We start from the raw sequence: 20,437 nt of genomic DNA on the forward strand, positions 1-20,437 counted from the left end.
GGCGCCGGCCGTACCGAGGTCCTGATGGATCAGCCGGCCGCTTCGGCGGTCTTCTGCAGCTCACCGAGGACCTTGGCCGGGTCGTCCTTGACGGCCCCGCCGATGGTCTGCTTGATCGCCGGGTTCACCTCGGCCCACTTGGGGTCCTGGAAGGGGTAGAAGCTGGCGTTGGGCAGCGCGTCGAGGAAGGGCTTGAGCTTCTCGTCGCCGGACAGCTTCTGGATGCCACTGTTGGTGACGGGCAGCAGCTTGTAGGTGTCGGAGATCTTCTGGGCGGCGTCGCCCGTGTAGAAGAAGTCGAAGAACTTCTTGATCTCGGCGGCGTGGCCGTTCTTGTTGAAGGCCATGATCCAGTCCATGACGCCGAGCGTGGTGTCGAGCGGGCCGGTCTTGCCGGGGATGGGCGCGACGCCGTAGTTCTTCAGCCCGGCGGCGTCGAAGATCGGGATGGACATGGGGCCGCCGTTGACCATGCCGACCTTGCCGGCGCCGAAGTCCTCCCAGACCGTCTTGCGGTCCTTGGTGCCCGGGTTCGGGGTGGTCAGGCCGGCGTCGACCAGGCCCTTCATGTACGTGAACGTCTCGATGTTCTGCGGCGAGTTGATCGCCCACTTGCCCGAGGCGTCCTTGTAGCCGCCGCCGTTGCCCAGCATCCACAGGAACGACTCGCCCTGGGCCTCCTCCTGGCCGAGGGGCAGGCCGAACGGCTGGGTGACGCCCTTGGCCTTCAGCTTCTCGGCGGCGGCCTTGAGCTCGTCCCACGTCTTCGGCGGCTCGGCGATGCCGGCCTGCTCGAACAGGTCCTTGTTGTAGAACAGGGCGCGGGCGGAGGAGACGAACGGGATGCCGTACGCGGCGCCGTCCACCTTGCCGAACTCGGCGAACTTCTGCAGCAGGTCGCCGGAGACGTTCGGCGACAGGACCTCGTCGGTCTTGTAGAGCAGGCCGTCCTTGACGAAGCCGGAGTAGTCGCCGGTCTGCAGGATGTCCGGCACCTGGCCGTTCTGCACCATGGTGGCGACCTGCTTGTCGATGTCGTTCCAGTTGATGACCTGGACGTCGACCTTGATGTTCGGGTTGGCCTTGGTGAACTCGTCGGTGACGCCCTTCCAGAACGTCGCGCCGGAGTTGGGCTTGCCGGGGCCGTCGCCGTAGTCGGCCGCGACCATCTTCAGCGTGACCTGGCCGCCGCTCTCCGCCTGGGTGTCGCCACCGCCGCCGCCCGCGCCGCCGGAGCCGCAACTGGACAGGACCAGCATCGTGGCAAGGCCGAGAGCGGCGCCGCCCACAAGCTTCATGTTCACTGGAGATACCGCCTTCTCGTCGGACGGGCTCCGCTGGTCCGTACCAGTTCAGCGCAGCCCCGCCCAGGGGAATGTGGCACGCGAGCCGTGGAGGCGTCGGCGGCGCCACGGGTGGCACTCGCCGGGGTTGCGTGCGTTTGCGCCAGCGTAAGCCGGAGTTAAGCAGCCGGTCTATACCGGCCTGTCTCGGTTTGGCAACACTCAGGCAACCCTCACAGCACGACCGGTCTAGACCAGACGTCAGAGGATCTTCCGCCGCACGTTCTCCCCGCCCTCCGGCGTGCCGATCCACGGGCCCTCGATCGACGGGTCGAGGATGCCCTCCTCCACGAACGTGTAGCGGCCGTCCAGCACGTAGCCGGCCAGCCGCACGTCCTCGGCGTCGCTGTTGTCCCACAGCCGGGAGAACAGGGCGTCCACCCGGCGCCGCGACTGCCGGCAGAAGGTGTCGGCCAGCTCGTACGGCCGCCGCCCCAGGTCCTTGGCGTCCTCCTCGGCCTTCAGGCAGACGGCCGTCATGGCGAACAGCTCGGCCCCGATGTCCACGATCCTGCCCAGGAAGGACTGCTTGTGCTCCAGCCCGCCCTGCCAGCGGGACATGCCGTAGAAGGTGGACCTGGCCAGCTTCCTGCTCGTCCGCTCCACGAAGCGCAGGTGCGCGGCGACCGGGCCGAAGCCGGCGTACGCGGTGGGCAGGTTGCCGGCGCCGGCCACCAGCGTGGGCAGCCACCGGGCGTAGAAGCGCCCGGCCCGGCCCAGCGCCTGGGCGCGCTCCTGGCGGCCGGCCTCGGGGTCGACCAGCTCGCCCGCGACCGACAGGTGGGCGTCCACCGCCTCCCTGGTGATGGCCAGGCGCATGATCTCGGAGGAGCCCTCGAAGATGCGGTTGATGCGGGAGTCGCGCAACATCTGCTCGGCGGGCACGCCGCGCTCGCCCCTGGCGGCCAGCGACTCGGCGGTCTCGTAGCCGCGCCCGCCGCGGATCTGGACCAGCTCGTCCAGCACCCGGTACGACAGCTCGGAGGCGAACAGCTTGGCCAGCGCCGCCTCGATCCTGATGTCGTTGCGCCGGTCGTCGGCCAGGCGCGCGGTCAGCTCGCAGACGGCCTCGATCGCGTACGCGGTGGCGGCGATGAAGGCGATCTTCGTGGCCACGGCCTCGTGCCTGCCGACCTTGCGCCCCCACTGCACGCGCGCGTTGCCCCACTCGCGGGCGATCTTGACCGCCCACTTGGCGTTGCCCGCGCAGGTGGCCGGCAGCGACAGGCGGCCGGTGTTGAGCGTGGTGAGCGCGATCTTGAGCCCTTCGCCCTCCTTGCCGACGAGGTTCCTGGCGGGCACCCTGACCTGGGAGAACTCGGTGACGCCGTTCTCGATGCCGCGCAGGCCCATGAACGCGTTGCGCCGCTTGACCGTGATGCCGGGGGTGTCGGCCTCGACCACGAACGCGCTGATCTTCTTGCCGGTCCTGGCCATGACCACCAGCAGGTCGGCGATGACGCCGTTCGTGGTCCACAGCTTGACGCCGTCGAGCACGTAGTCGTCGCCGTCGCGCACGGCGGTGGTGGCCAGCCGGGCGGGGTCGGAGCCGACGTCGGGCTCGGTCAGCAGGAACGCCGAGATCTCGCCGGCGGCGCATCTGGGGAGGTATTCGCGCTTCTGCTCCTCGGTGCCGAACAGCTTCAGCGGTTGCGGCACCCCGATCGACTGGTGCGCCGACAGCAGCGTGGCCAGGGCCGGGCAGTAGGAGCCGACGAGCATGAGGGCGCGGCAATAGTACAGATAGGGCAGGCCGAGCCCGCCGTACTCGCGGCTGATCGTGATGCCGAACGCGCCGAGCCCCGCCAGCCCCTTGACCACCTCGTCAGGCACCTGGGCGGTGCGCTCGACGGCGGCGGGATCGACGTGCGCGTCGAGGTAGCGGCGCAGCGCCCGGACGAACTCCTCGCCCCTCTTGGCCTCCTCGTCGGGCACGGCGGGCGCCGGGTGCACCAGGTCGGGCCGGAAGTCCCCGAGGAAGAGCTGCTTGGCGAAGCTCGGGCGCGTCCACTCCTTCTCCCGCGCCTGCTCGCCCACCTGCCTGGACTCCGCGTACTTGGTGTGCTCGGTCCCGGTGTGCTCGGTCCTGGCGTGCTCGGTCATGGCACCTCCCGACGTTGCGCCGTCCTGTGCTCATGAGTACTGCCCGCCTGACGGCGCCCTGTCGCCGTTTATAGCCCGATTTTGTAGGAACGGCGAGCACTGATGCGCAGCATCACCGGCGCCACCAGCGCCAGCACCGCGGGCACCAGCAGGTACGCCCCGCAGAACGCCAGCCCGGCCAGCGACATCGCGGTCCCCACCACGGCCGTGTTCCGGTGGCGGCCGGCCGGCAGCATCCGCACCGCCGCCGCCACGCCGGCCGCGGTGACCGCCGCCAGGCAGGCCGAGGTGGCCCGCATGAGCAGGTCGAGGTCCTCCGCGAGGACCAGCACCGGCACGCTGAGCACGAGCACCAGCCCCAGGCTGCGGTACGGCGTCTCCCCCGGCCCGCCGCCCCGGGCGAACAGGACCGGCAGCGCCCCGTCCCGCGCCAGGGCCGCCCCCAGCCTGGCCGCCCCCGCGATGTAGGTGTTGACCGCCCCGAACGTCAGCAGCACCGCCACCACCCCGGTCACCGGCCGGGCCGCCGCGCCGAGCCCGGTCTCCAGCATCGCGGTCAGCGGCACGCCGGTCATGTCCGGGCCGAGCACGGCGACGGAGGTGACGGAGACCCCCGCGTACAGCAGGCCGATCACGACGAGGGTGATCACGGTGGCCCGCAGCAGGGCGCGCCCGCCGCCGGCGAACTCGGCCGACAGGTGGCTGGCCGCCTCCCACCCGACGAAGGCGAACATGAGCACCCCGGCCGCGCTCGCCACCCCCGCCGCGCCGTGCGGGGCGAAGGGGGTGAAGCTGGCCGCGTCGGCGTGCGGCGCGGCGGTGACCACGGCCGTGGCCAGCAGCGCGACGAGCAGCACCACGAAGCCGAGCTGCAGCCGCCCCGAGGTGCGCAGTCCGGCCGCGTTGGCGGCGAACGCGGCGGCCAGGATCAGGCAGGCGGCCACGGTGGCGTCCACGCCCAGGCACGCCTCGACGTACTGCCCGCCGATCAGCGCGCCCGCCACGGTGCCGAGGGGCACCGCCCCGTAGAACCACCAGCCGGCCACGGCCGCGGCGTGCCGGCCGAAGGCGAGGCCGACGACGGCGGCCACGCCCCCGCCGCCGGGGTAGCGCGCGCCGAGCGCGGCGAAGGTCAGCGCGACCGGCAGGCTCAGCGCGAGCATGCCCGCCCAGGCCAGCACCGAGGCGGGCCCGGCCGCGTCGGCGGCCAGGTGCGGCAGCACCAGCATGCCCGGCCCCAGCACCGCGCCGACGAGCAGCGCCGCACCCTGTGCGGCTCCCATTTGTCCACTCATGTGGATGAACGTAGCCAGGCTGTTCGGTGCCACTGGGTTCATACCGAACATCCGGCCGGAACGGTGTGTGAAGCTGGCCGCATGGACGAACTTGATTCGGCGATCGTGCGCCTCCTCCAAACAGATGCGCGGCAGTCCAACAGGGAGCTGGCCAGGCAGCTCGGCATCGCGCCCTCGACCTGCCTGGAACGGGTCAGGTCGCTCACCCGGCGGGGCGTGATCCGCGGCTACCACGCCGACATCGACCCGGCCGCGCTCAACCGCGGCGTGCAGGCCATGGTCTCGGTCCAGGTGCGGCCGCTGAGCCGGGCGGTGATCAACACGTTCAAGGAGTCGGCGGCGGCGATGCCGGAGGTGCTGAGCGTCTTCGTGCTGGCCGGCGGCGACGACTTCCTGCTGCACGTGGGCGTGCAGGACCTCGACCACCTGCACGCGTTCCTGCTGGACCGGCTGAGCAAGCGCAAGGAGATCGTCGGCTTCCGCACGTCGGTGGTGTTCCAGCAGGTGCACAAGGCGGTGCCGGCCCGGCTGGAATCACCCTGACTTTCGTCAGGGTCGACTCTGTACGGATGGCGGATACGGGGACAGGGCCCCGATTCCTAGGTTCTTCCCCGTGAAACTCCTTCTCGCCCTCGCCCTGACCCTCACCCCGGCCCCGGCTCCCGAGCCGACCCCCGCCGCCATCGACGCCTACCTCCGGCAGGCGATGGAGTCGACCGGGGTGCCGGGCATGTCCGTGGTCGTGACGCGCGGCGACGAGGTCGTGCACGCGGCCGGGTACGGGCACGACGCCGACGGGCGGCCCGTGACCGCCGACACCCCGATGCGGGTGGCCTCGGTGAGCAAGTCGTTCACCGCCATGGCGGTCATGACGCTCGTGGAGCGGGGCAGGATCAAGCTGGACGAGCCGGTGGCCGCGCAGCTCCCCGGGTTCCGGATGGCCGACCCGCGGGCGGCGCGGATCACCGTACGGCAGCTGCTCAACCAGACCTCCGGCCTGTCGGACCGCACGGTCGACATCGCCGCCACCGAGGAGGCCACCTCGCCGGCCGACTACACCGCCCGCCTGGCGGGTTCCCGGCTCGCCGCCGACCCCGGCGCCCGCTACGAGTACTGCAACGTCAACTACGACCTGGCCGCCCGGCTGGTGGAGGTGGCGAGCGGCCGGTCGTTCGGCGACTATCTGCGCGACCGGGTGTTCGGGCCGCTCGGCATGACGGCCAGCGCGGTCTCCGACCGGGAGATCAGGCCCGCCCACGGCTACAACTCGCTCTTCGGGGCCTGGCTGCCCCGGCCGGAGCTCGACGGGTTCCTCAACGGCGGCGGCTCGGGCGGGGTCATCACCACGGCCGCCGACCTGGGCAAGTGGCTGACGGCGCAGGCGGGCGACGGGCGGCCGCTGGTCAAGCGGGAGAGCCTGGAGGAGATGCGCCGGCCGTCGGAGCTGCGCCCGTACGGGATGGGCTGGGGCATCGAGGAGTCGGGGCAGCTCGTGCACTCGGGGAACCTGTTCACGTACAACGCCGTGCAGGCCCTGTCCCCCAAGACCGGCTACGGCATCGCGGTCATGACCAACAGCGCGTCCCTGTACGACCCCACCTACGACGTCATGCTCGGCCTGACCGCGCTCACCGAGGGCAGGACGCCGGAGGGGCCGGGGGCGGACCGGCAGCTCTTCGAGGCGGTGCTGGCCGCGCTCGCGCTGCTCGCGGCCGGGCTGGGCGTCCTGGGCGGCGTGCGGGCCCGGCGCTGGGCGGCCCGGCGGTCGGGGCGGCCGTGGTGGCGGATCGCGCCGCGGCTGGTGCCCGCGCTCGTTCCCGTCGCGGTGCTGGCCGCCTATCCGGACCTGACGTCGATCCTGGTGAACGGGCGGACGGTCACGTGGGCGCAGCTCACGTACTTTCCCGCGCCCCTGTCGGTCACGGTGCTGGTCGCGGCGCTCGCGGGCCTGGGCGTGGCGGCCGCCCGCCTCCGCGCCCTCCGCGCCCTCCGTGCCCTCCGCGCCCTCCGCGCCCTCCGCGCCCCGGCCCACGGCGGGCCGGTCAGCTCGCGGGGACGGGCTCGCGGCGCGGGACGGCGGCGTAGCTGATGGCCAGGGCGGCCAGGCTCAGCGCGGCGGCGGCCAGCCCGAGCCAGCGCAGCCCGCCCGCCGCCACCAGCCCGCCGCCGAGCGCCGACCCGGCCGCGATGCCGATGTTGAAGGCGCACACGTTCACCGACACCGCCAGCGTGGGCGCCCGGCCGGCGTGCCGCAGCACCAGGCTCTGCAGCACCGGCGTGGTGGCCGAGGTCAGCAGCCCCAGCGCCAGCACCGCCGCGACGGCGGGCCCGGCCCACGGCACGGCGAACGGGAGGACGGCCATCACCACGCTGAGCCCGGCGAACGTGCCGCGCAGGGTGGCGGGCAGCGACCGGTCGGCGAGGCGCCCCGCCACCAGCCCGCCGACCAGGCTGCCGGCCCCGTAGACGAGCAGCAGCGTCGAGACCGCCGTCGCCCCGAACCCGGTGATCTCCGTCAGGGCCGGCGCCAGGTAGGTGAACACGGTCGAGGTCGCGGCCAGCCCGACGGCCGTCGTGGCGATCACGACCAGCACCCGCCGTCCCAGCACGGTGGCGATCTCGTCCCGCACGCCGGTGGCCGGGGCGCTCTGCCGGGGCAGCACGGCGGCCAGCAGCGCGGTCGCGGCCAGCGCCAGCGCCGTCAAGACGGCGAACGGCGTCCGCCACCCCGCGTCCTCCCCCAGCAGCACCCCGAGGGGCACGCCCAGCAGCGTCGCCACGGAGAAGCCCGACCCGACGGCGGCGATGGCCGTCCCGACCCGGCCCGGCTCGACCACCCGCGTCGTCACCATCAGCGCCAGGGTCAGGAAGGCCGCGTGGCTCAGCGAGGCGAGCACCCGCCCGGCGATCAGCACCTCGTACGACCCGGCCGCCGCGCACACCGCGTTCCCGGCGGCGAACAGCAGCAGCAACCCCAGCGCGAGCCCCTTGCGCGGCAGCCGCACCGTCGCGACCGTCACCAGCGGCCCGCCGACCACCACACCCAGCGCGTACGCCGTCACGGCCTGCCCCGCCGTGGACACGGAGACCCCCAGGTCGGCGGCCACCTGGGGCAGCAGCCCCGCGATCAGGTACTCGGACGTGCCGACCACGAACACGCTCACCATGAGCACGGCCGGCACCAGCAGACTCTTCTTCATGCGGGCACGCTAAAGTCTCACATGTATGTGAGAGTCAAGCCGTGGAGGTGGGGATGCGGATCGGCGAGCTCGTCCGGCGCACGGGCGTGAGCGAGCGGCTCCTGCGGTACTACGAGGAGCAGGGCCTGCTCCACCCGGCGCGCCTGCCCAGCGGCTACCGGGACTATGACGAGGCCCACGTGGAGGCCGTGCACCGCATCCGCTGCCTGCTCGCGGCCGGCCTCAGCACCTCGACCATCGCCATCCTGCTGCCCTGCGTGGAGGCCCGCGCCGGGCGCCTGGCGCCCACCTGCCCCGAGGCTCTGGGCCGCCTCCGCGCCGAACGCGACCGCATCGACCAGGCGATGCACGCCCTGAACGAGTCCCGCCGGGCCCTGAACCAGGTGATCGCGGCCGCCGGGCCGTCTGTATGGCCTTAGACGTCCTCTGTCCAATACTGTCGCAACCTGGCAAGAGCCTCTTCTTTGTCCATCTCCGCGACTTGAGCTTCCTTCAGGCCCACCCTCGAGATCAGCAGATGAACAAGATCAGCGGGCAGAGCGTTCACAGGCGGCTTAGGCGTTCCGCGATCAGGTACGGCACCATCCTTGGCGCAAGCCCAGAACGTTGCCTCGTCCACCTGCAACTGATCCCGAAGAATGTGGCCCCACATGCTCTTGCCATAGGTGCTTCGATCAGGCGGGTGTGATACCCGGGTCCTCAGGATCCGCCCATCGGGAAGATCCAGCTCATAGGTGACGTGATGGGTGCCTGTTCCCCCACGAGCGTTCCGCACGGGACGCCAGCCCTCAAGCCGACAGAACCGATCATGATCCGCACGAGTGGGCTGGGGCCAGGTCACCGGGCCTTCCCCACCAGCCACTCACGTAGTTGGCCGTCGTCGCTAAGACTGATCAGCTGCACCAGCCCCCAGTTTTCCCGGTGGTTCGGCGCGTCGAGCAAATGGTCCTGCCAATCCTCGGCGTATTCGCGCAGCGCTGCCATCATCTCGGTGACGGCTTCGTTGAAGGTCCGGCCGTCCGCCGCGATCGGCAATCCGGGAATCATGATGGACCAGCCGCCGTCCTCGGGCACCACCTGCGCACGCGAGGGAGTGACCGCCGCCAGGAAGTGACGCAGGCGCTCGACATCGACGATCGCAGCGCAAGCATCGTCACGCCGCACCGTTGCCACCCGACCTCGCTCGGCCGCGTCCAAGAGCACCTTCAGATGCGCGCGGGCATCGGTGTAGCTATCGAAATGAACAGCCATCTGCGACCGCACCTCCATCGGCTCACCTTCAGGCTGCCACTCACCAGCAAGTACGTCAAGTACACGACGTACTTGACGTGACGAAGGGCCGATACCCCGCTTAATCGGTTGCAGGGGTGCCCGGCGTCCCCCTAGCCTCTTGGGCATGCGCCTTTACCTGTAATTCGCACGCAAGCCCTGTCCCCCGTCCGGTCATGTGACGCGGCACGCGGCTGAGCTCGCAGAGCGGCCTTCCCGTGAGGGAGCCGCGTCCCCGAATTACGTAGAGGAGCTTCGTATGTTCGTCCGTGCAAGCAACAAGAAGAGCCGCCCCGGTCTGCCGGTCGTGCGGCCGATGCCCAAGATGCCGCAGCGGCCCATCGCGCCGCCGCGCCGCATCCCCTCCAAGGGCAGATGAAGCAACTACCGGGATGGTAGTCAGGCGAGCGCCGCCCCCTCGTTACGCCCGGGGCGGCGCTCGCGCCCTGGCTACAGCCGTTCGATGATGGTGACGTTGGCCTGGCCGCCGCCCTCGCACATCGTCTGCAGCCCGTACCGGCCGCCGGTGCGCTCCAGCTCGTGCAGGAGCTTGGTCATCAGGATCGCGCCCGTGCCGCCCAGCGGGTGGCCCAGCGCGATGGCGCCGCCGTTGGGGTTGACCTTGGCCGGGTCGGCGTCGAGCTCGTGCATCCAGGCCAGCGGCACCGGCGCGAACGCCTCGTTGATCTCGACCACGTCGATGTCGCCGATCGACATGCCGGCCTTCTTCAGCGCCCTCTGCGTCGCCGGGATCGGCGCCGTCAGCATGTAGACCGGGTCGTCGCCCATGAGCGCGAGCTGGTGGATGCGGGCGCGCGGGGTCAGCCCGTGGTCGCGTACGGCCTGCTCGGAGGCGATGAGCACGGCCCCGGAGCCGTCGGAGATCTGCGAGGAGGTGGCGGCGGTGATCTGCCCGCCCTCCTTCAGCGTCTTCAGCCCGGCCATCTTCTCCAGCGTCGTGTCGGCGCGCGGGCCCTCGTCGTCCTCGACGCCGTTGATGGGCGCGATCTGGTCCTTGAAGTAACCGTTCGCGATGGCCTTGGCGGCCCGCTGGTGGGACTCCATCGCGTACTGCTCCAGCACGTCCCGCGTGTAGCCCCACTTCTCGCACATCAGCTCCGCGCCGCGGAACTGCGAGATCTCCTGCTTGCCGTAGCGCTCGACCCACTTCTCGCCGAACGGGAACGGCATGCCCTTCTCCAGGGCGGCCGTGATCGAGGAGCCCATGGGCACGATGCTCATCGACTCGACGCCGGCCGCCACGACCAGGTCCTGCGTGCCGGACATGACGCCCTGGGCCGCGAAGTGGATCGACTGCTGGGAGGAGCCGCACTGCCGGTCGATCGTGACGCCGGCGGTGGTCTCGGGCAGACCGGCCGACAACCAGGCGTTCCGCGCGATGTCCATGCTCTGGGGGCCGAACTGCATGACGCACCCCATGATGACGTCCTCGACCGCCGCGGGGTCGACGCCGGTGCGGTCGATCAGCGCCTTCAGCGTGTGAGCGGCCAGGTCAGTGGGGTGGACGGCGGAAAGGCCGCCCTTCTTCTTGCCGACCGGGGTGCGGACCGCCCCGACGATGTACGCCTCTGCCACAGTGCCTCCTGGAAACCGAGCATTATTCGGTTACTAGGGGCAGAGTACAACAGAATGTCATTCGGCCGCAGGCTCCGCCGGGGGTACGCCCTCCTCCACCGCGTCCTCCTCAGCATCAGGCTGCCCCGGGGCCACCAGGTCCTCCGCCGCGTCGATCCGGAAGCGCCAGCGGTCCACGGCGATGCCGTTCAGCGCCTCGGCCAGCTCAAGGGCGAGCGCGCCCAGCTTGACCGGCTCGCCGCCGCGTAGCTCGATCGCCGTCAGCTCGGTCGCGAAGGGCAGCAGCTCCTGCACGGCCGGCGGCTGCCCCTTCTGCGGCACCAGCACGGCCCTGATGTCGCCCGCCGCGAACGCGAACTCCTCCTCCTGCTGCTCCAGCAGCGGCGCCAGCTCCTCGGCCGTGGGCCGCACCGGCAGGATCACGGCCGGGCCGCTCTCGCCGCCGTCGTCGGCCGGATCGCTCACCTCGCCCCGGCACACCGCCAGGCCGCCGAGCCGGAAGGCCAGCCCCTCGGCCAGGTAGCGGTCGAAGAAGTCCAGCGGCAGCGGCCCCTCGGCGGCCACCCGCACCGCCCACGCCGTCTCCAGCTCCCCGCCCGTCAGGTCGGCGCCGGCCTCCACGGGCGCGCACACGCGCACGTCCACCGCCACGATCTCGTCGCCGTCGCGCCTGGCGCCCGGGTCGGCGAGCTGGACGATGCGCAGCAGCTCCCCGGGGTCCGGCCTGGCCGGCAGCGCGGCCGTGGGGCCAGTACGCAGTCTCCGCTTCGCCATCCAGCCCATGCCCGCCTCCGCGCGTCAGCTTCGATAGGAGCTCGTCATCGTCGCGTACACGATGACGTTGTCGGTGTAGTGCCCGGTGGTGCGATCGTAGTCGCCGCCGCACGTGATGAGGTGCAGCTGGGCGTTCTGCTGCTCCCCGTACACGCGCTGGGTCGGGAACGTCTTCTTGCTCGCCTGCTCCACGCCGCCGACGGTGAACACCGCCGTCGTCTTGTCCTGGCGCTTGACCTCGATGATGTCGCCGTTCTTGATCTCCGGCAGGCGGGCGAACACGGCCGGCCGCGTGCTGGTGTCCTTGTGCCCGAGCAGCACGGCCGGGCCCACCTCGCCCGGGGTGGACATGTTGCGGTACCAGCCGACCAGGTTGGCGTTGTTCGACGGGGGCACTTCGATCGTGCCGTCCCGCCGCAGCCCGACGGACTTGATCGGCGCGTTGATCCCCAGCCGCTTGATCACGATCCTGATCGGGGTGGAGGGCAGCATCGGGGGCGCCGGGGTGATCTGCGGCAGCGGCGGCGGCACGTTGGCCGGCGCCTGGAACCACGCCTGCTCGGGCTGCGTCGTCTGCTTCGGCTGAGCCTGCAGGTTCAGGGTGTCCCTGCTGCTCTGCAGGCCGTACTCCTGGGGCGACCTGAAGACGATCAGCAGGCCCGCCACCACCGTCACCACACCCGCGATGGCCGCCACGATCAGGACGGTGCGCAGCGCGGTGCTGCCCCGGTCCTCGGGCGGCTGCGGGGGGACGGGGGCGGGGGCGCCGCCGTACGGATAGTAGCCCGACACGGCGGTCAGCCCTTGATCGAACGACGACGCATGAGCAGCCCGCCCACCGCGGCAGCGGCGATCAGACCCGCGCCGGTCAGGATGAACAGCCGCCCATCAGGCCCCATCATCCCACCGGCCCCGGTGTCCGCCCCGGCCTTGGGAGTCTGGGACTTCCGCGTGGGACTGCTGCTGGGGGTGACCGTCACCGTGGAGGTGCGGGTGGTGGTGGGGCGGGGGGTGGTGGTCGTGGGGGTGGGGCTGGGGCTCGCGCTCGGGCTGGTCGAACCGGCGGTCACCGTGAAGGTGAACTGCTTGGGATTCGTGCCGGTGGCGGCCGTGCACTTGATGAAGGGCGAGGTCGCCGAGGCGCCGAAAGCCAGGTCACCCGCGGTCAGCGTCACCGTGCCGGTCGTGGTGGGCTTGATCTTGATAGTGACGCTGGGGAGGGTCGTGAGCTCCTGGTTCACCGTGACGTTCGGGAGCGCCGCCTCACCGGTCGCCGTCTGCGGGACACCCGCGCCGCTCGCCTTGATCGTGGCGAAGAGCTTGGGGCTGGTGGTGGGGAAGCCCGTGGGGATCATCAGCGGGTCGCCGGTGGTCTCGAAGGTGCCGGTCCAGGTGATCGACGCGTCGGCGTTGGCCGTGGCGTTCGTGGGGGTCGTCATGGCGACCTTGATGTCCACGTCGGCCGGGTAGTTCGTGTCGGTGGCGCTGTTGGCGAGCGTGCACTCATACATGACCACGTCGTCACCGGTGTTGTTACCGCCACCAGCTTGGACTGCGATCGACAGGCCCGTCGAAGGCGTGGCCGACTTGAAGGTGCATTCGGTGGTCGTGGCCGGGCCGCCACTCGGCGTCGCGGTGAGCCTCAGGCCCTTGGGAGTGCTGGCCGCAGTGCCGGGCGTGACCGTGATCGGACCACCCGTCGCCGGTGCCGTCACATTGGCCTGCATGGTGGTAGGGGACGGTGTGTAGGTGTTACCACCGGCTTGAACTGTACCGGTGTGCTTCGCCTGGAAAGCTGTAGGCGTGCCGCCGCCCCCGACTACAACGTTGCCTTCGATCACCACCTGAGTGCCCTGGGTGAGCGGCGATGATGACGACACGGTAAACGCGGGCAACGTCCACTTAATGGGAGCCGTGCCACTGGGCGTCACCGTCTCAGGCGCCGAAATCGTAACCTTCACGTCGGCAGCCGCGAAAGGACCACCCGCAGCGCAGGTGTAGGTGACCTCCATCGTCTTGTCCACCACCGCGGCGGCCTGGGCCGGGGATGACAGCGTGAGGACCGAGCACACAAAGAGGACCAGCGTACTGGCGAGCCCCAACGCGGACGTCTTACGGGCGAGGCGGCGCCCCACCTGGGACATAAGCACGGGTCCTTCTCCGTTTCACAAGACAGTGTCAACAGTCGTGCCAGAATTCCAGCCGTTGGTCACGGTTAGGTAGAGATCCTACGAACTGTCCCTGTCAACTTCCCGTAAACGGCCAAATCCGCCACAACTTTCACCCTCAACCCTTCTTCTTCGACAACGTGGCGTACACGATGATGTTGTCCGTGTAGTGATGGGTCTTCTTGTTGTAGACCCCGCCGCACGTGATGAGCCGAAGCTCGGAGCCGGTGGTGTTGTCGTACACCCGCTTCGTCGGGAACGAGTTCTTGCTGACCTGCTCGATCCCGCTGACCGTGAACCGGGTGACCTTGCCGTCCGACCGGTAGACGTAGATGTGGTCCCCCTTCGCCAGCTCCCGGAGGCGGTCGAAGACGGCGGGGCCCGAGCGGGTGCTCACGTGCCCGTTGATGATCGCCGGGCCGACCTCACCGGGCACGGGCGAGTACTTGTACCAGCCCGTCCGGTTGGGCTTGCTCAGCGGGGGCGTGGTCAGGTTGTTCTTCTTGTCCATGGTGACCGTGCCGAGCACCGAGTTCACCTTGATCTTGGGGATCTTGATGCGGGTCGGCTTGGTCGTGGCCTTGGCGGCCTTGGTCTTGGGCTCGGGGATCGCCGGCACGATCGGCAGCGCCGCCAGTGGGGGCGGCGCGTCCAGGCGGGCCGGGGTCAGGGGCGCGTTCTTGCCGCCGGGGCCCACGGTGGGCGAGAGGTTGAACGCGCCCGCGTTCGCCATCTCCACGGTGCTCGGCGCGGCCTGGGGCGCGGCGAGCGGCGTGGAGCCGTCGTCCACCGGCGGCGCCAGCGACAGCAGGCTCACCATCACCAGGCCGACGCCGCCGAGCGAGCCGGCGATGAGCAGTCCGGGCAGCGCCTTCTGCATCGGGGTCTTCTGCTCGGTCATCAGTGCGCTCCTCCCGCGTGCTCGGCGCGCCGCCGCCGCAACAGCAGCCCGCTGCCCGCGCTTCCGATGACCACCGCCATGCCGCCGGCCATCAGCCCGTACGGATGCTCGTCCTCGTCCGGCGCGACCCCGGTGTCCACACCACCGCTAGGGGTCCTGGCCACCTGGGCGCGGTAGTACTTGGTCGCGGTGGGGCCGGTGCTCGTGGGCGTGGAGGACGGCGTGGTCGAGCTCGTGGCCTGCGGAACCACCCTGACGTGCTCCCCACCGACCGTGGCCTGAGAGGTGGGGTCGTCGTCGTTGGGGTCCGGGTTCGGATTGTTCGGGTCGGGGTCGTCGGTCGAATCCGTGGGACTGGGGTCGGGTGAATTCGTGTCCGTGGGCTCGTCGGTCGGACTCGGGGAAACATTGGGAAGAGTGACCTCGATGACCCCCGGGTCCTTCGTCAGCTCACACTTCGTCTCGTCGTGAACCGGCGGCTCTTCGAGCTTCCCGATGGCCACCTTGAACGCGTCCACGTAGGCGGGAGCGTCTGTGTCGTTGATGACCTCAAGCACGTGGGGACCGTATTCGAGGCTACCGGCAGGGCTCTCCCAGAGGACCTCCTGCGCCTTGGTTCCCGTCAGAGGCAGGCCAGGTGGTTCGGGGCTCTTCCCCGGTTCGATCTGCTGCGGGGTGACCGGCTCGCCGTCAATGAGCACGCGTACCGGACCCAGCCCAGGCCCTCGGCGGGCGATGTAGGACACCTTGGTGCCTTTGAAGGTCAGTTTGGCGATCGCGCCCTTCGTGCTGGTCTTATGCACGTCGTTGAGGTGGTCTCCGAACTCCTCACCGGTGGATTCTTCCGTCCAACCACCGTCATAGGTGATGGCATCGCTGTCGTTGTTGACCACCCACTCGCCGACGGCCGGTGTGAATCTGATGGTCAGCGCGCCGGGCCTGAGCTCGACTTTGCCCGGCTCACGAATGCTGGCACCGTGGGAGAGCCCCTCCGGGAGTTCCAGAGGGGTGCCCGGTTGCAGCGCTGCCTGGTCCTTGCCGCCCACGACTTGGAGCTGGTTGCCCCAAGCGCCCTTGATGTTCACTGCTCCGTCAAGGTCGAGCCGGGAGCCTGCGGCGAAGCGGCCGGGAGAGCCGAACCGAGCAAGCCCCTCGTAGGACATGTCCCACCGGATGTTCAGGGTGCCGGACGTGATTTGTGGAGTCATACGAGCCTTCAGATCCACACCGCCACCGGCGATACCCCCCGTGCAGCGGTACTCCGCCACCAATGAGGTTTCGGCGGCCTGGCCAGGGAGCGACGATGTCGCGATGAAGGCGGAACTGGCCGCCATGCTCACGGATGCGGCGATGAACGCCTTGCGCCACCGACTCACGGAGACTCCGATCACCCACAAATAGACCGAGGGTAGATCTTAGAGTCCAAACCACCCGCAACACATGCCGAACTCCGCATCTTCCAGCACTTGTGATGAACCCGTGTCCACGCCCTGCCCCAACGGGTATACCTGTCGGTAACAGAATGGAATTCTGCAAGCCGGAGGCGACCGATGCAGCGAGACCTCTTCGACGACGAGCACCTGCTCTTCCGGGACACCGTGCGCGAATTCATGGCCCGCGAGGTCGTCCCGCACCACCCCCAGTGGGAGAAGGACGGGATCGTCCCGCGCGAGGTCTGGAAGAAGGCCGGCGAGCTGGGCATGTTCGGCTTCTCGGTGCTCGAGGAGTACGGCGGGGCCGGCATCAAGGACTTCCGCTACAACGCGGTGATCGTCGAAGAGATCATCAGGAACGGCGCCAGCGGGCTCGGCTTCTCGCTGCACAACGACGTCATGGCCCCGTACGTGGTGGATCTCACCAACGACGAGCAGAAGCAGCGCTGGCTGCCGGGCTTCGTCAGCGGCGAGCTGATCACCGCGATCGCCATGAGCGAGCCGGGCGCCGGCAGCGACCTCCAGGGCATCAGGACCACCGCCGTCCGCGACGGCGACCACTACGTCGTCAGCGGCCAGAAGACCTTCATCACCAACGGCATCAACGCCGACCTGGTCGTCGTCGTGGCCAAGACCGACCCCGACGCGGGGGCCCGGGGCATCACGCTGATCGTGGTGGAGCGGGGCATGGAGGGGTTCGGCCGGGGCCGCAACCTGGAGAAGGTCGGCATGAAGGCGCAGGACACGGCCGAGCTGTTCTTCGACAACGTCCGCGTACCCGCCGCCAACCGCCTCGGCCCCAAGGACGGCGAGGGCTTCTTCCAGCTCATGCACAACCTGCCCCAGGAACGCCTGTCGATCGCCGTGGCGGCGGTGGCCGCGGCGGAGACCGTGCTGGAGCAGACGATCGAGTACTGCAAGACCCGCCAGGCGTTCGGCCGCAACATCGGCTCGTTCCAGAACACCCGGTTCGTGCTGGCGGAGCTGGCCACCGAGACGGAGATCGCCCGCCACTACGTCGACAAGTGCATCCGCGCCCTCAACGCCGGCGAGCTGACCGCCGTGGACGCCGCCAAGGCCAAGTGGTGGACGACGGAGCTGCAGACCAAGGTGATCGACCGCTGCGTCCAGTTGCACGGCGGGTACGGCTACATGCTGGAGTACCCGGTGGCCAGGGCTTGGCTCGACAGCCGCGTCCAGACCATTTATGGCGGCACCACCGAGATCATGAAGGAGATCATCGGCAGGTCCTTCGGTTTCTGACCGTTCGGTCCCGCGCGTCAGACGGGCTCGGGCCGCATACTGGACACCATGGACGGCGGCCTGATCCTCCTGGCATTTCTGGCCTTACTCTTCGCCTGGGGCCTCAACCGCGTACGCCGGGCCTTCCGGCTGGGCCCCATCGGCTACGTCGGCGTGGTGATCGTGTTCGTCCTCGTCATGCTGATGCTCTGGGGCCAGACCAAGCTGTAGCCGCCCGTCACGCCGCACCTTGGCCGGCCGCCGGAAACCTGCTCTCGGCCTCAAGGTGCCTGACGAGCTCTTCCAGCGTCTCCCCGCAACGCACGTTGGAGCGCCGGCTGCCCTTGGGAAGCAGGCTCCGCCGGACAGCCGCCCAGCCACCGGCCAGTTCGTAGATCTCCCACTCGGGGAAAGCGCTGAGCACCTGCCCCACGCTGACGGTCACGACGAAGCTCCGGCGGTGCCCGCTGTCACGGATGAGAGTGTGCGCACCTGCGCGTACTGGCGGGCGATCCTCGCGGCGGCCCTCCCGGGCTCGACGACGGGATGCCAGGCATAGACGACCCGCTTCCGGCCCGCGTCCCAGCCCGTACGCCACCAGAAGCGCTCGCAGTCGCACCACACGACCAGACCGGCCCACACCGACACCAGGGCGAGCCCGTAACCGTCGTGAACGTCGCCGGGAATGCCGAGCCGAGCCAATTCACGTCGCAACTGCTCGGCCGCGCCAAGCGAGGTCACCATTCGGGCCCGGTCAGATGACGCGTCAGCGCGGGACCCCGGGAATTGCGGTATTGCCACCGGCTCCGTCATGAGCGTCCTCCTTTGTCAAGCGCGAAAACCCGCGGACAGGCAGGTGTGGCTTCCGGGTGTGACTTGTTTTTGCGGCGTGTTGCCGCTGATTTGAGGAAGCCCTTTTCTCCGCCCAGGAGTAGCCTGGCGAACACGAAGCGTGAGATCCAGTTCGCTTCGTGTGCTGACGTGTGCGGACGTCCGCCAGGACGCGGTCCTACGGGAGGTAGCCATGGGTGACGACGTGACCTTCGGGCAGTTGCTCCGTCGCCTGCGTGGCGAGCGGTCGCTGAGCGCCATAGGTCATCTGGCGAATATCAGCAAGGGCCACCTGCACGACCTGGAGAACGGCAGAAGGTCGCCTTCACGCTCCGTCGCCGCGAAACTTGACGAAGTGCTGCGTGCGGATGGCCGTCTTATAGCCGGGTACAAGAATCAGAGGGAATTTCGTCCCGATGGTGATGATCAGACCTGTCCACGTCCCGCAGAGGTGAAAACCCTGCGGCAAACGGGGGAGGAAGACACGGACCGCAGACGTTTGCTGAGCCTCGCCGCGGGTGTCGGTCTCGGGTTCGGCTGTAACGAGTCGGTGCGGCGGATGATCGACGTGGTCACGCCGGCGTACCGCAGCGTCGAAGAGTGGAACACGGCCCAGGCCGATCACCTTCATGCCCTGCGTACGCGCCCGCCCGCGCAGGTGGCCGCGGATCTGGCCATCGACCTGCACGACCTCGCCCTGCACCTGCAACAGGCGGCGCCCGCCGACCTGCCCGACCTGTACAGGACGGCCGCCCTGCTGTCCTGCATCCAGGCCAACGCCCTGACCCGCCTGGCCGACCACGGCGCCGCCATCCGCGCCGGCAAGCAGCCGCACCTCAACTTCCTGACGGTCGAAGCGAAGGCACTCAGCATGCTCGGCCGCCACCAGGAGGCGGCCGAGAAGCTCAAGCTGCTCACAGATCTCACGGAGACCTCGGAGGCCGACCGCTGGGGCTTCTGGAAAGAAGATCAGATCTACTTCGCGGCGAGCTGGGTGCACGCCGCCGCAGGAAGGACGGAACTCGCCGGCGACGCCCGCGACCAGGTGTTGCGCCTGGCCGGGGACTACCAGTACCGCGCGAACGTGAAACTGCACGAGACGCTGTGCGTGGTGCGGCTCGGCGGCGTGGACGAGGGCATGCGGCGCGCGACGGAGGTGGTGGCCGCGCTTCCGGTCCAGCACCGTAGCGCCCACATCAAGGAGACCGCACGGATCGTGCTGCGCGCGGTCCCTCCCGAGCAGCGAGCCCGCCCATCGGTCGTCGAACTCCGGACACTCCTGGCCACTGGGGCATAACCGCCGTTCTGGGAGCCGGTGACGCTGAGCCGGAAGCCTCAACGGATGAAGGGGGGCGGACACGGACCGCAGACGTTTGCTGAGCCTCGCCGCCGGTGTCGGTCTCGGGTTCGGCTGTAACGAGTCGGTGCGGCGGATGATCGACGTGGTCACGCCGGCGTACCGCAGCGTCGAAGAGTGGGACACGATCAAGGACGACCACCTCCACGCGCTGCGCACCCGCCCGCCCGCGCAGGTCGTCGCCGACCTGGCCATCGACCTGCACGACCTCGCCCTGCACCTGAAACAAGCCGCACCCGCCGACCTGCCCGACCTGTACAGGACGGCCGCCCTGCTGTCCTGCATCCAGGCCAACGCCCTGACCCGCCTGGCCGACCACGGCGCCGCCATCCGCCCCCGGAAACCGTGCTCGCCATGGTCGAGGCAGCACGGCGCATCAGCGCGCGGCCCTGGCCACGCATGATGACGGCGGAGGCTGAGGCGCTGGCCATGCTCGGCCGCCATCAGGAGGCCGCGGCGACGCTGCGCTCCCTGGTGGATCTCACGGAACGCGGCCTCAAGGGGGACGACGTGGGTTTCTGGAAGGAGGACGCCATTCCCTTCGCCCGCAGCTGGGTACACGGCTGCGCAGGCGACGAGAAGGCCACCGCCACGGCCAGGGAGGAGGTCCTTCGCCTGGCGCCCGAGTACTCATTCCAGATGCGGACGAACGTCCTGCTGCACCACAACCTTTGCGTCGTGCGGAAGGGCGGCGTGGACGAAGGCATCCGCCACACCACCGAGACACTGCACACGCTCCCGGCCCAGCTCCGGACCAACCACATCCTGGAGACCGCACGGATCGTGCTGCGCGCGGTCCCTCCCGAGCAACGGGCTCTCCCATCGGTGGTCGAACTCCGGAAACTGCTGACCACCGGGGCGTGACCGCCGTTCTGGCAGCCGGTGACGCTGAGTCGGAAGCCTCAGCGGATGAAGGGGGGCGGAC

21 protein-coding genes are annotated in these 20,437 nt (G+C 69.7%); 8 read left to right on the forward strand and 13 right to left on the reverse strand.

The features are described from left to right. Positions 1 to 29: 29 nt before the first annotated feature. The 3 genes from IO39_RS19100 to IO39_RS19110 all read right to left on the reverse strand — a co-directional run bounded on the left by IO39_RS19100 (position 30) and on the right by IO39_RS19110 (position 4,741). Complete coding sequence (locus tag IO39_RS19100; RefSeq protein WP_043624757.1) at positions 30 to 1,298, reverse strand: extracellular solute-binding protein; 1,269 nt, start codon at positions 1,296 to 1,298, stop codon at positions 30 to 32. Positions 1,299 to 1,544: 246 nt separating this feature from the next. Then, complete coding sequence (locus IO39_RS19105; protein WP_043624759.1) at positions 1,545 to 3,446, reverse strand: acyl-CoA dehydrogenase family protein; 1,902 nt, start codon at positions 3,444 to 3,446, stop codon at positions 1,545 to 1,547. A 68-nt stretch (positions 3,447 to 3,514) separates the two neighbouring features. Next, on the reverse strand, positions 3,515 to 4,741 hold the full coding sequence (locus IO39_RS19110) for an APC family permease (RefSeq protein ID WP_157548574.1): 1,227 nt from the start codon (positions 4,739 to 4,741) through the stop codon (positions 3,515 to 3,517). A gap of 81 nt (positions 4,742 to 4,822) precedes the next feature. On the opposite strand from IO39_RS19110, the gene IO39_RS19115 reads away from it, so the two are divergent. Further along, positions 4,823 to 5,284, forward strand: a complete 462-nt coding sequence (locus IO39_RS19115) for an Lrp/AsnC family transcriptional regulator (RefSeq protein ID WP_043624761.1) — start codon at positions 4,823 to 4,825, stop codon at positions 5,282 to 5,284. A 70-nt stretch (positions 5,285 to 5,354) separates the two neighbouring features. After that, complete coding sequence (locus tag IO39_RS19120) at positions 5,355 to 6,830, forward strand: serine hydrolase domain-containing protein (protein ID WP_245642060.1); 1,476 nt, start codon at positions 5,355 to 5,357, stop codon at positions 6,828 to 6,830. Here IO39_RS19120 and IO39_RS19125 read toward each other — a convergent pair. Further along, positions 6,784 to 7,941 (reverse strand): MFS transporter, encoded by a 1,158-nt coding sequence (locus tag IO39_RS19125; protein WP_043624763.1) that lies wholly within the window; start codon positions 7,939 to 7,941, stop codon positions 6,784 to 6,786. The genes IO39_RS19120 and IO39_RS19125 overlap by 47 nt on opposite strands. Before the next feature lie 53 nt (positions 7,942 to 7,994). Between IO39_RS19125 and IO39_RS19130 the strand changes: the two genes are divergently transcribed. Further along, positions 7,995 to 8,360 (forward strand): MerR family transcriptional regulator, encoded by a 366-nt coding sequence (locus tag IO39_RS19130; protein WP_043624765.1) that lies wholly within the window; start codon positions 7,995 to 7,997, stop codon positions 8,358 to 8,360. Positions 8,361 to 8,778: 418 nt separating this feature from the next. On the opposite strand, the gene IO39_RS19135 is transcribed toward IO39_RS19130, so the two are convergent. The 7 genes from IO39_RS19135 to IO39_RS19165 all read right to left on the reverse strand — a co-directional run bounded on the left by IO39_RS19135 (position 8,779) and on the right by IO39_RS19165 (position 15,989). Then, positions 8,779 to 9,210, reverse strand: coding sequence for a type II toxin-antitoxin system HicB family antitoxin (locus tag IO39_RS19135; protein WP_245642061.1), 432 nt, complete (start codon positions 9,208 to 9,210; stop codon positions 8,779 to 8,781). Positions 9,211 to 9,660: 450 nt separating this feature from the next. Then, complete coding sequence (locus IO39_RS19140; RefSeq protein ID WP_043624768.1) at positions 9,661 to 10,806, reverse strand: acetyl-CoA C-acetyltransferase; 1,146 nt, start codon at positions 10,804 to 10,806, stop codon at positions 9,661 to 9,663. 57 nt (positions 10,807 to 10,863) lie between these two features. Further along, positions 10,864 to 11,580 carry a hypothetical protein gene (locus IO39_RS19145; protein ID WP_157548578.1) on the reverse strand — a complete coding sequence of 239 codons (717 nt, stop codon included), beginning with the start codon at positions 11,578 to 11,580 and terminating at the stop codon, positions 10,864 to 10,866. A 24-nt stretch (positions 11,581 to 11,604) separates the two neighbouring features. Next, positions 11,605 to 12,372 (reverse strand): class F sortase, encoded by a 768-nt coding sequence (locus IO39_RS19150; protein WP_043624774.1) that lies wholly within the window; start codon positions 12,370 to 12,372, stop codon positions 11,605 to 11,607. 5 nt (positions 12,373 to 12,377) lie between these two features. Then, positions 12,378 to 13,724 (reverse strand): hypothetical protein, encoded by a 1,347-nt coding sequence (locus tag IO39_RS54540; protein WP_157548581.1) that lies wholly within the window; start codon positions 13,722 to 13,724, stop codon positions 12,378 to 12,380. A gap of 142 nt (positions 13,725 to 13,866) precedes the next feature. Then, positions 13,867 to 14,649 carry a class F sortase gene (locus IO39_RS19160; protein WP_052423073.1) on the reverse strand — a complete coding sequence of 261 codons (783 nt, stop codon included), beginning with the start codon at positions 14,647 to 14,649 and terminating at the stop codon, positions 13,867 to 13,869. Further along, complete coding sequence (locus IO39_RS19165) at positions 14,649 to 15,989, reverse strand: hypothetical protein (protein WP_157548584.1); 1,341 nt, start codon at positions 15,987 to 15,989, stop codon at positions 14,649 to 14,651. The genes IO39_RS19160 and IO39_RS19165 overlap by 1 nt, the downstream gene beginning before the upstream one ends. A gap of 210 nt (positions 15,990 to 16,199) precedes the next feature. Here IO39_RS19165 and IO39_RS19170 point away from each other — a divergent pair, with 210 nt between their 5' ends. Beyond that, positions 16,200 to 17,345: an acyl-CoA dehydrogenase family protein gene (locus IO39_RS19170; RefSeq protein ID WP_043624783.1), complete on the forward strand. Its 1,146-nt coding sequence runs from the start codon at positions 16,200 to 16,202 to the stop codon at positions 17,343 to 17,345. A gap of 48 nt (positions 17,346 to 17,393) precedes the next feature. Beyond that, positions 17,394 to 17,555, forward strand: a complete 162-nt coding sequence (locus tag IO39_RS56060) for a hypothetical protein (protein WP_169789082.1) — start codon at positions 17,394 to 17,396, stop codon at positions 17,553 to 17,555. Between the two features lie 7 nt (positions 17,556 to 17,562). Here IO39_RS56060 and IO39_RS19175 read toward each other — a convergent pair whose 3' ends face one another. Both IO39_RS19175 and IO39_RS19180 read right to left on the reverse strand, forming a co-directional pair. Next, the gene (locus IO39_RS19175) at positions 17,563 to 17,769 is read right to left on the reverse strand and encodes a hypothetical protein (RefSeq protein WP_043624786.1); all 207 of its coding nucleotides are present in this window, start codon (positions 17,767 to 17,769) and stop codon (positions 17,563 to 17,565) included. Beyond that, positions 17,766 to 18,068: a hypothetical protein gene (locus IO39_RS19180; RefSeq protein ID WP_157548587.1), complete on the reverse strand. Its 303-nt coding sequence runs from the start codon at positions 18,066 to 18,068 to the stop codon at positions 17,766 to 17,768. The genes IO39_RS19175 and IO39_RS19180 overlap by 4 nt, the downstream gene beginning before the upstream one ends. A 280-nt stretch (positions 18,069 to 18,348) precedes the next feature. Between IO39_RS19180 and IO39_RS52725 the strand changes: the two genes are divergently transcribed. The 3 genes from IO39_RS52725 (at position 18,349) to IO39_RS19195 (ending at position 20,376) form a co-directional block, all read left to right on the forward strand. Then, positions 18,349 to 19,452, forward strand: a complete 1,104-nt coding sequence (locus IO39_RS52725) for a helix-turn-helix domain-containing protein (protein WP_157548590.1) — start codon at positions 18,349 to 18,351, stop codon at positions 19,450 to 19,452. Between the two features lie 136 nt (positions 19,453 to 19,588). After that, entirely contained in the window at positions 19,589 to 19,915 is a 327-nt protein-coding gene (locus IO39_RS19190; protein ID WP_157548593.1) for a hypothetical protein, read from the forward strand. After that, entirely contained in the window at positions 19,867 to 20,376 is a 510-nt protein-coding gene (locus IO39_RS19195) for a hypothetical protein (RefSeq protein WP_157548596.1), read from the forward strand. Before IO39_RS19190 ends, IO39_RS19195 begins: the two co-directional genes overlap by 49 nt. Positions 20,377 to 20,437 lie beyond the last annotated feature (61 nt).

Origin of the sequence: Nonomuraea candida (assembly GCF_000725485.1) — a bacterium.
Taxonomy (GTDB): domain Bacteria; phylum Actinomycetota; class Actinomycetes; order Streptosporangiales; family Streptosporangiaceae; genus Nonomuraea; species Nonomuraea candida.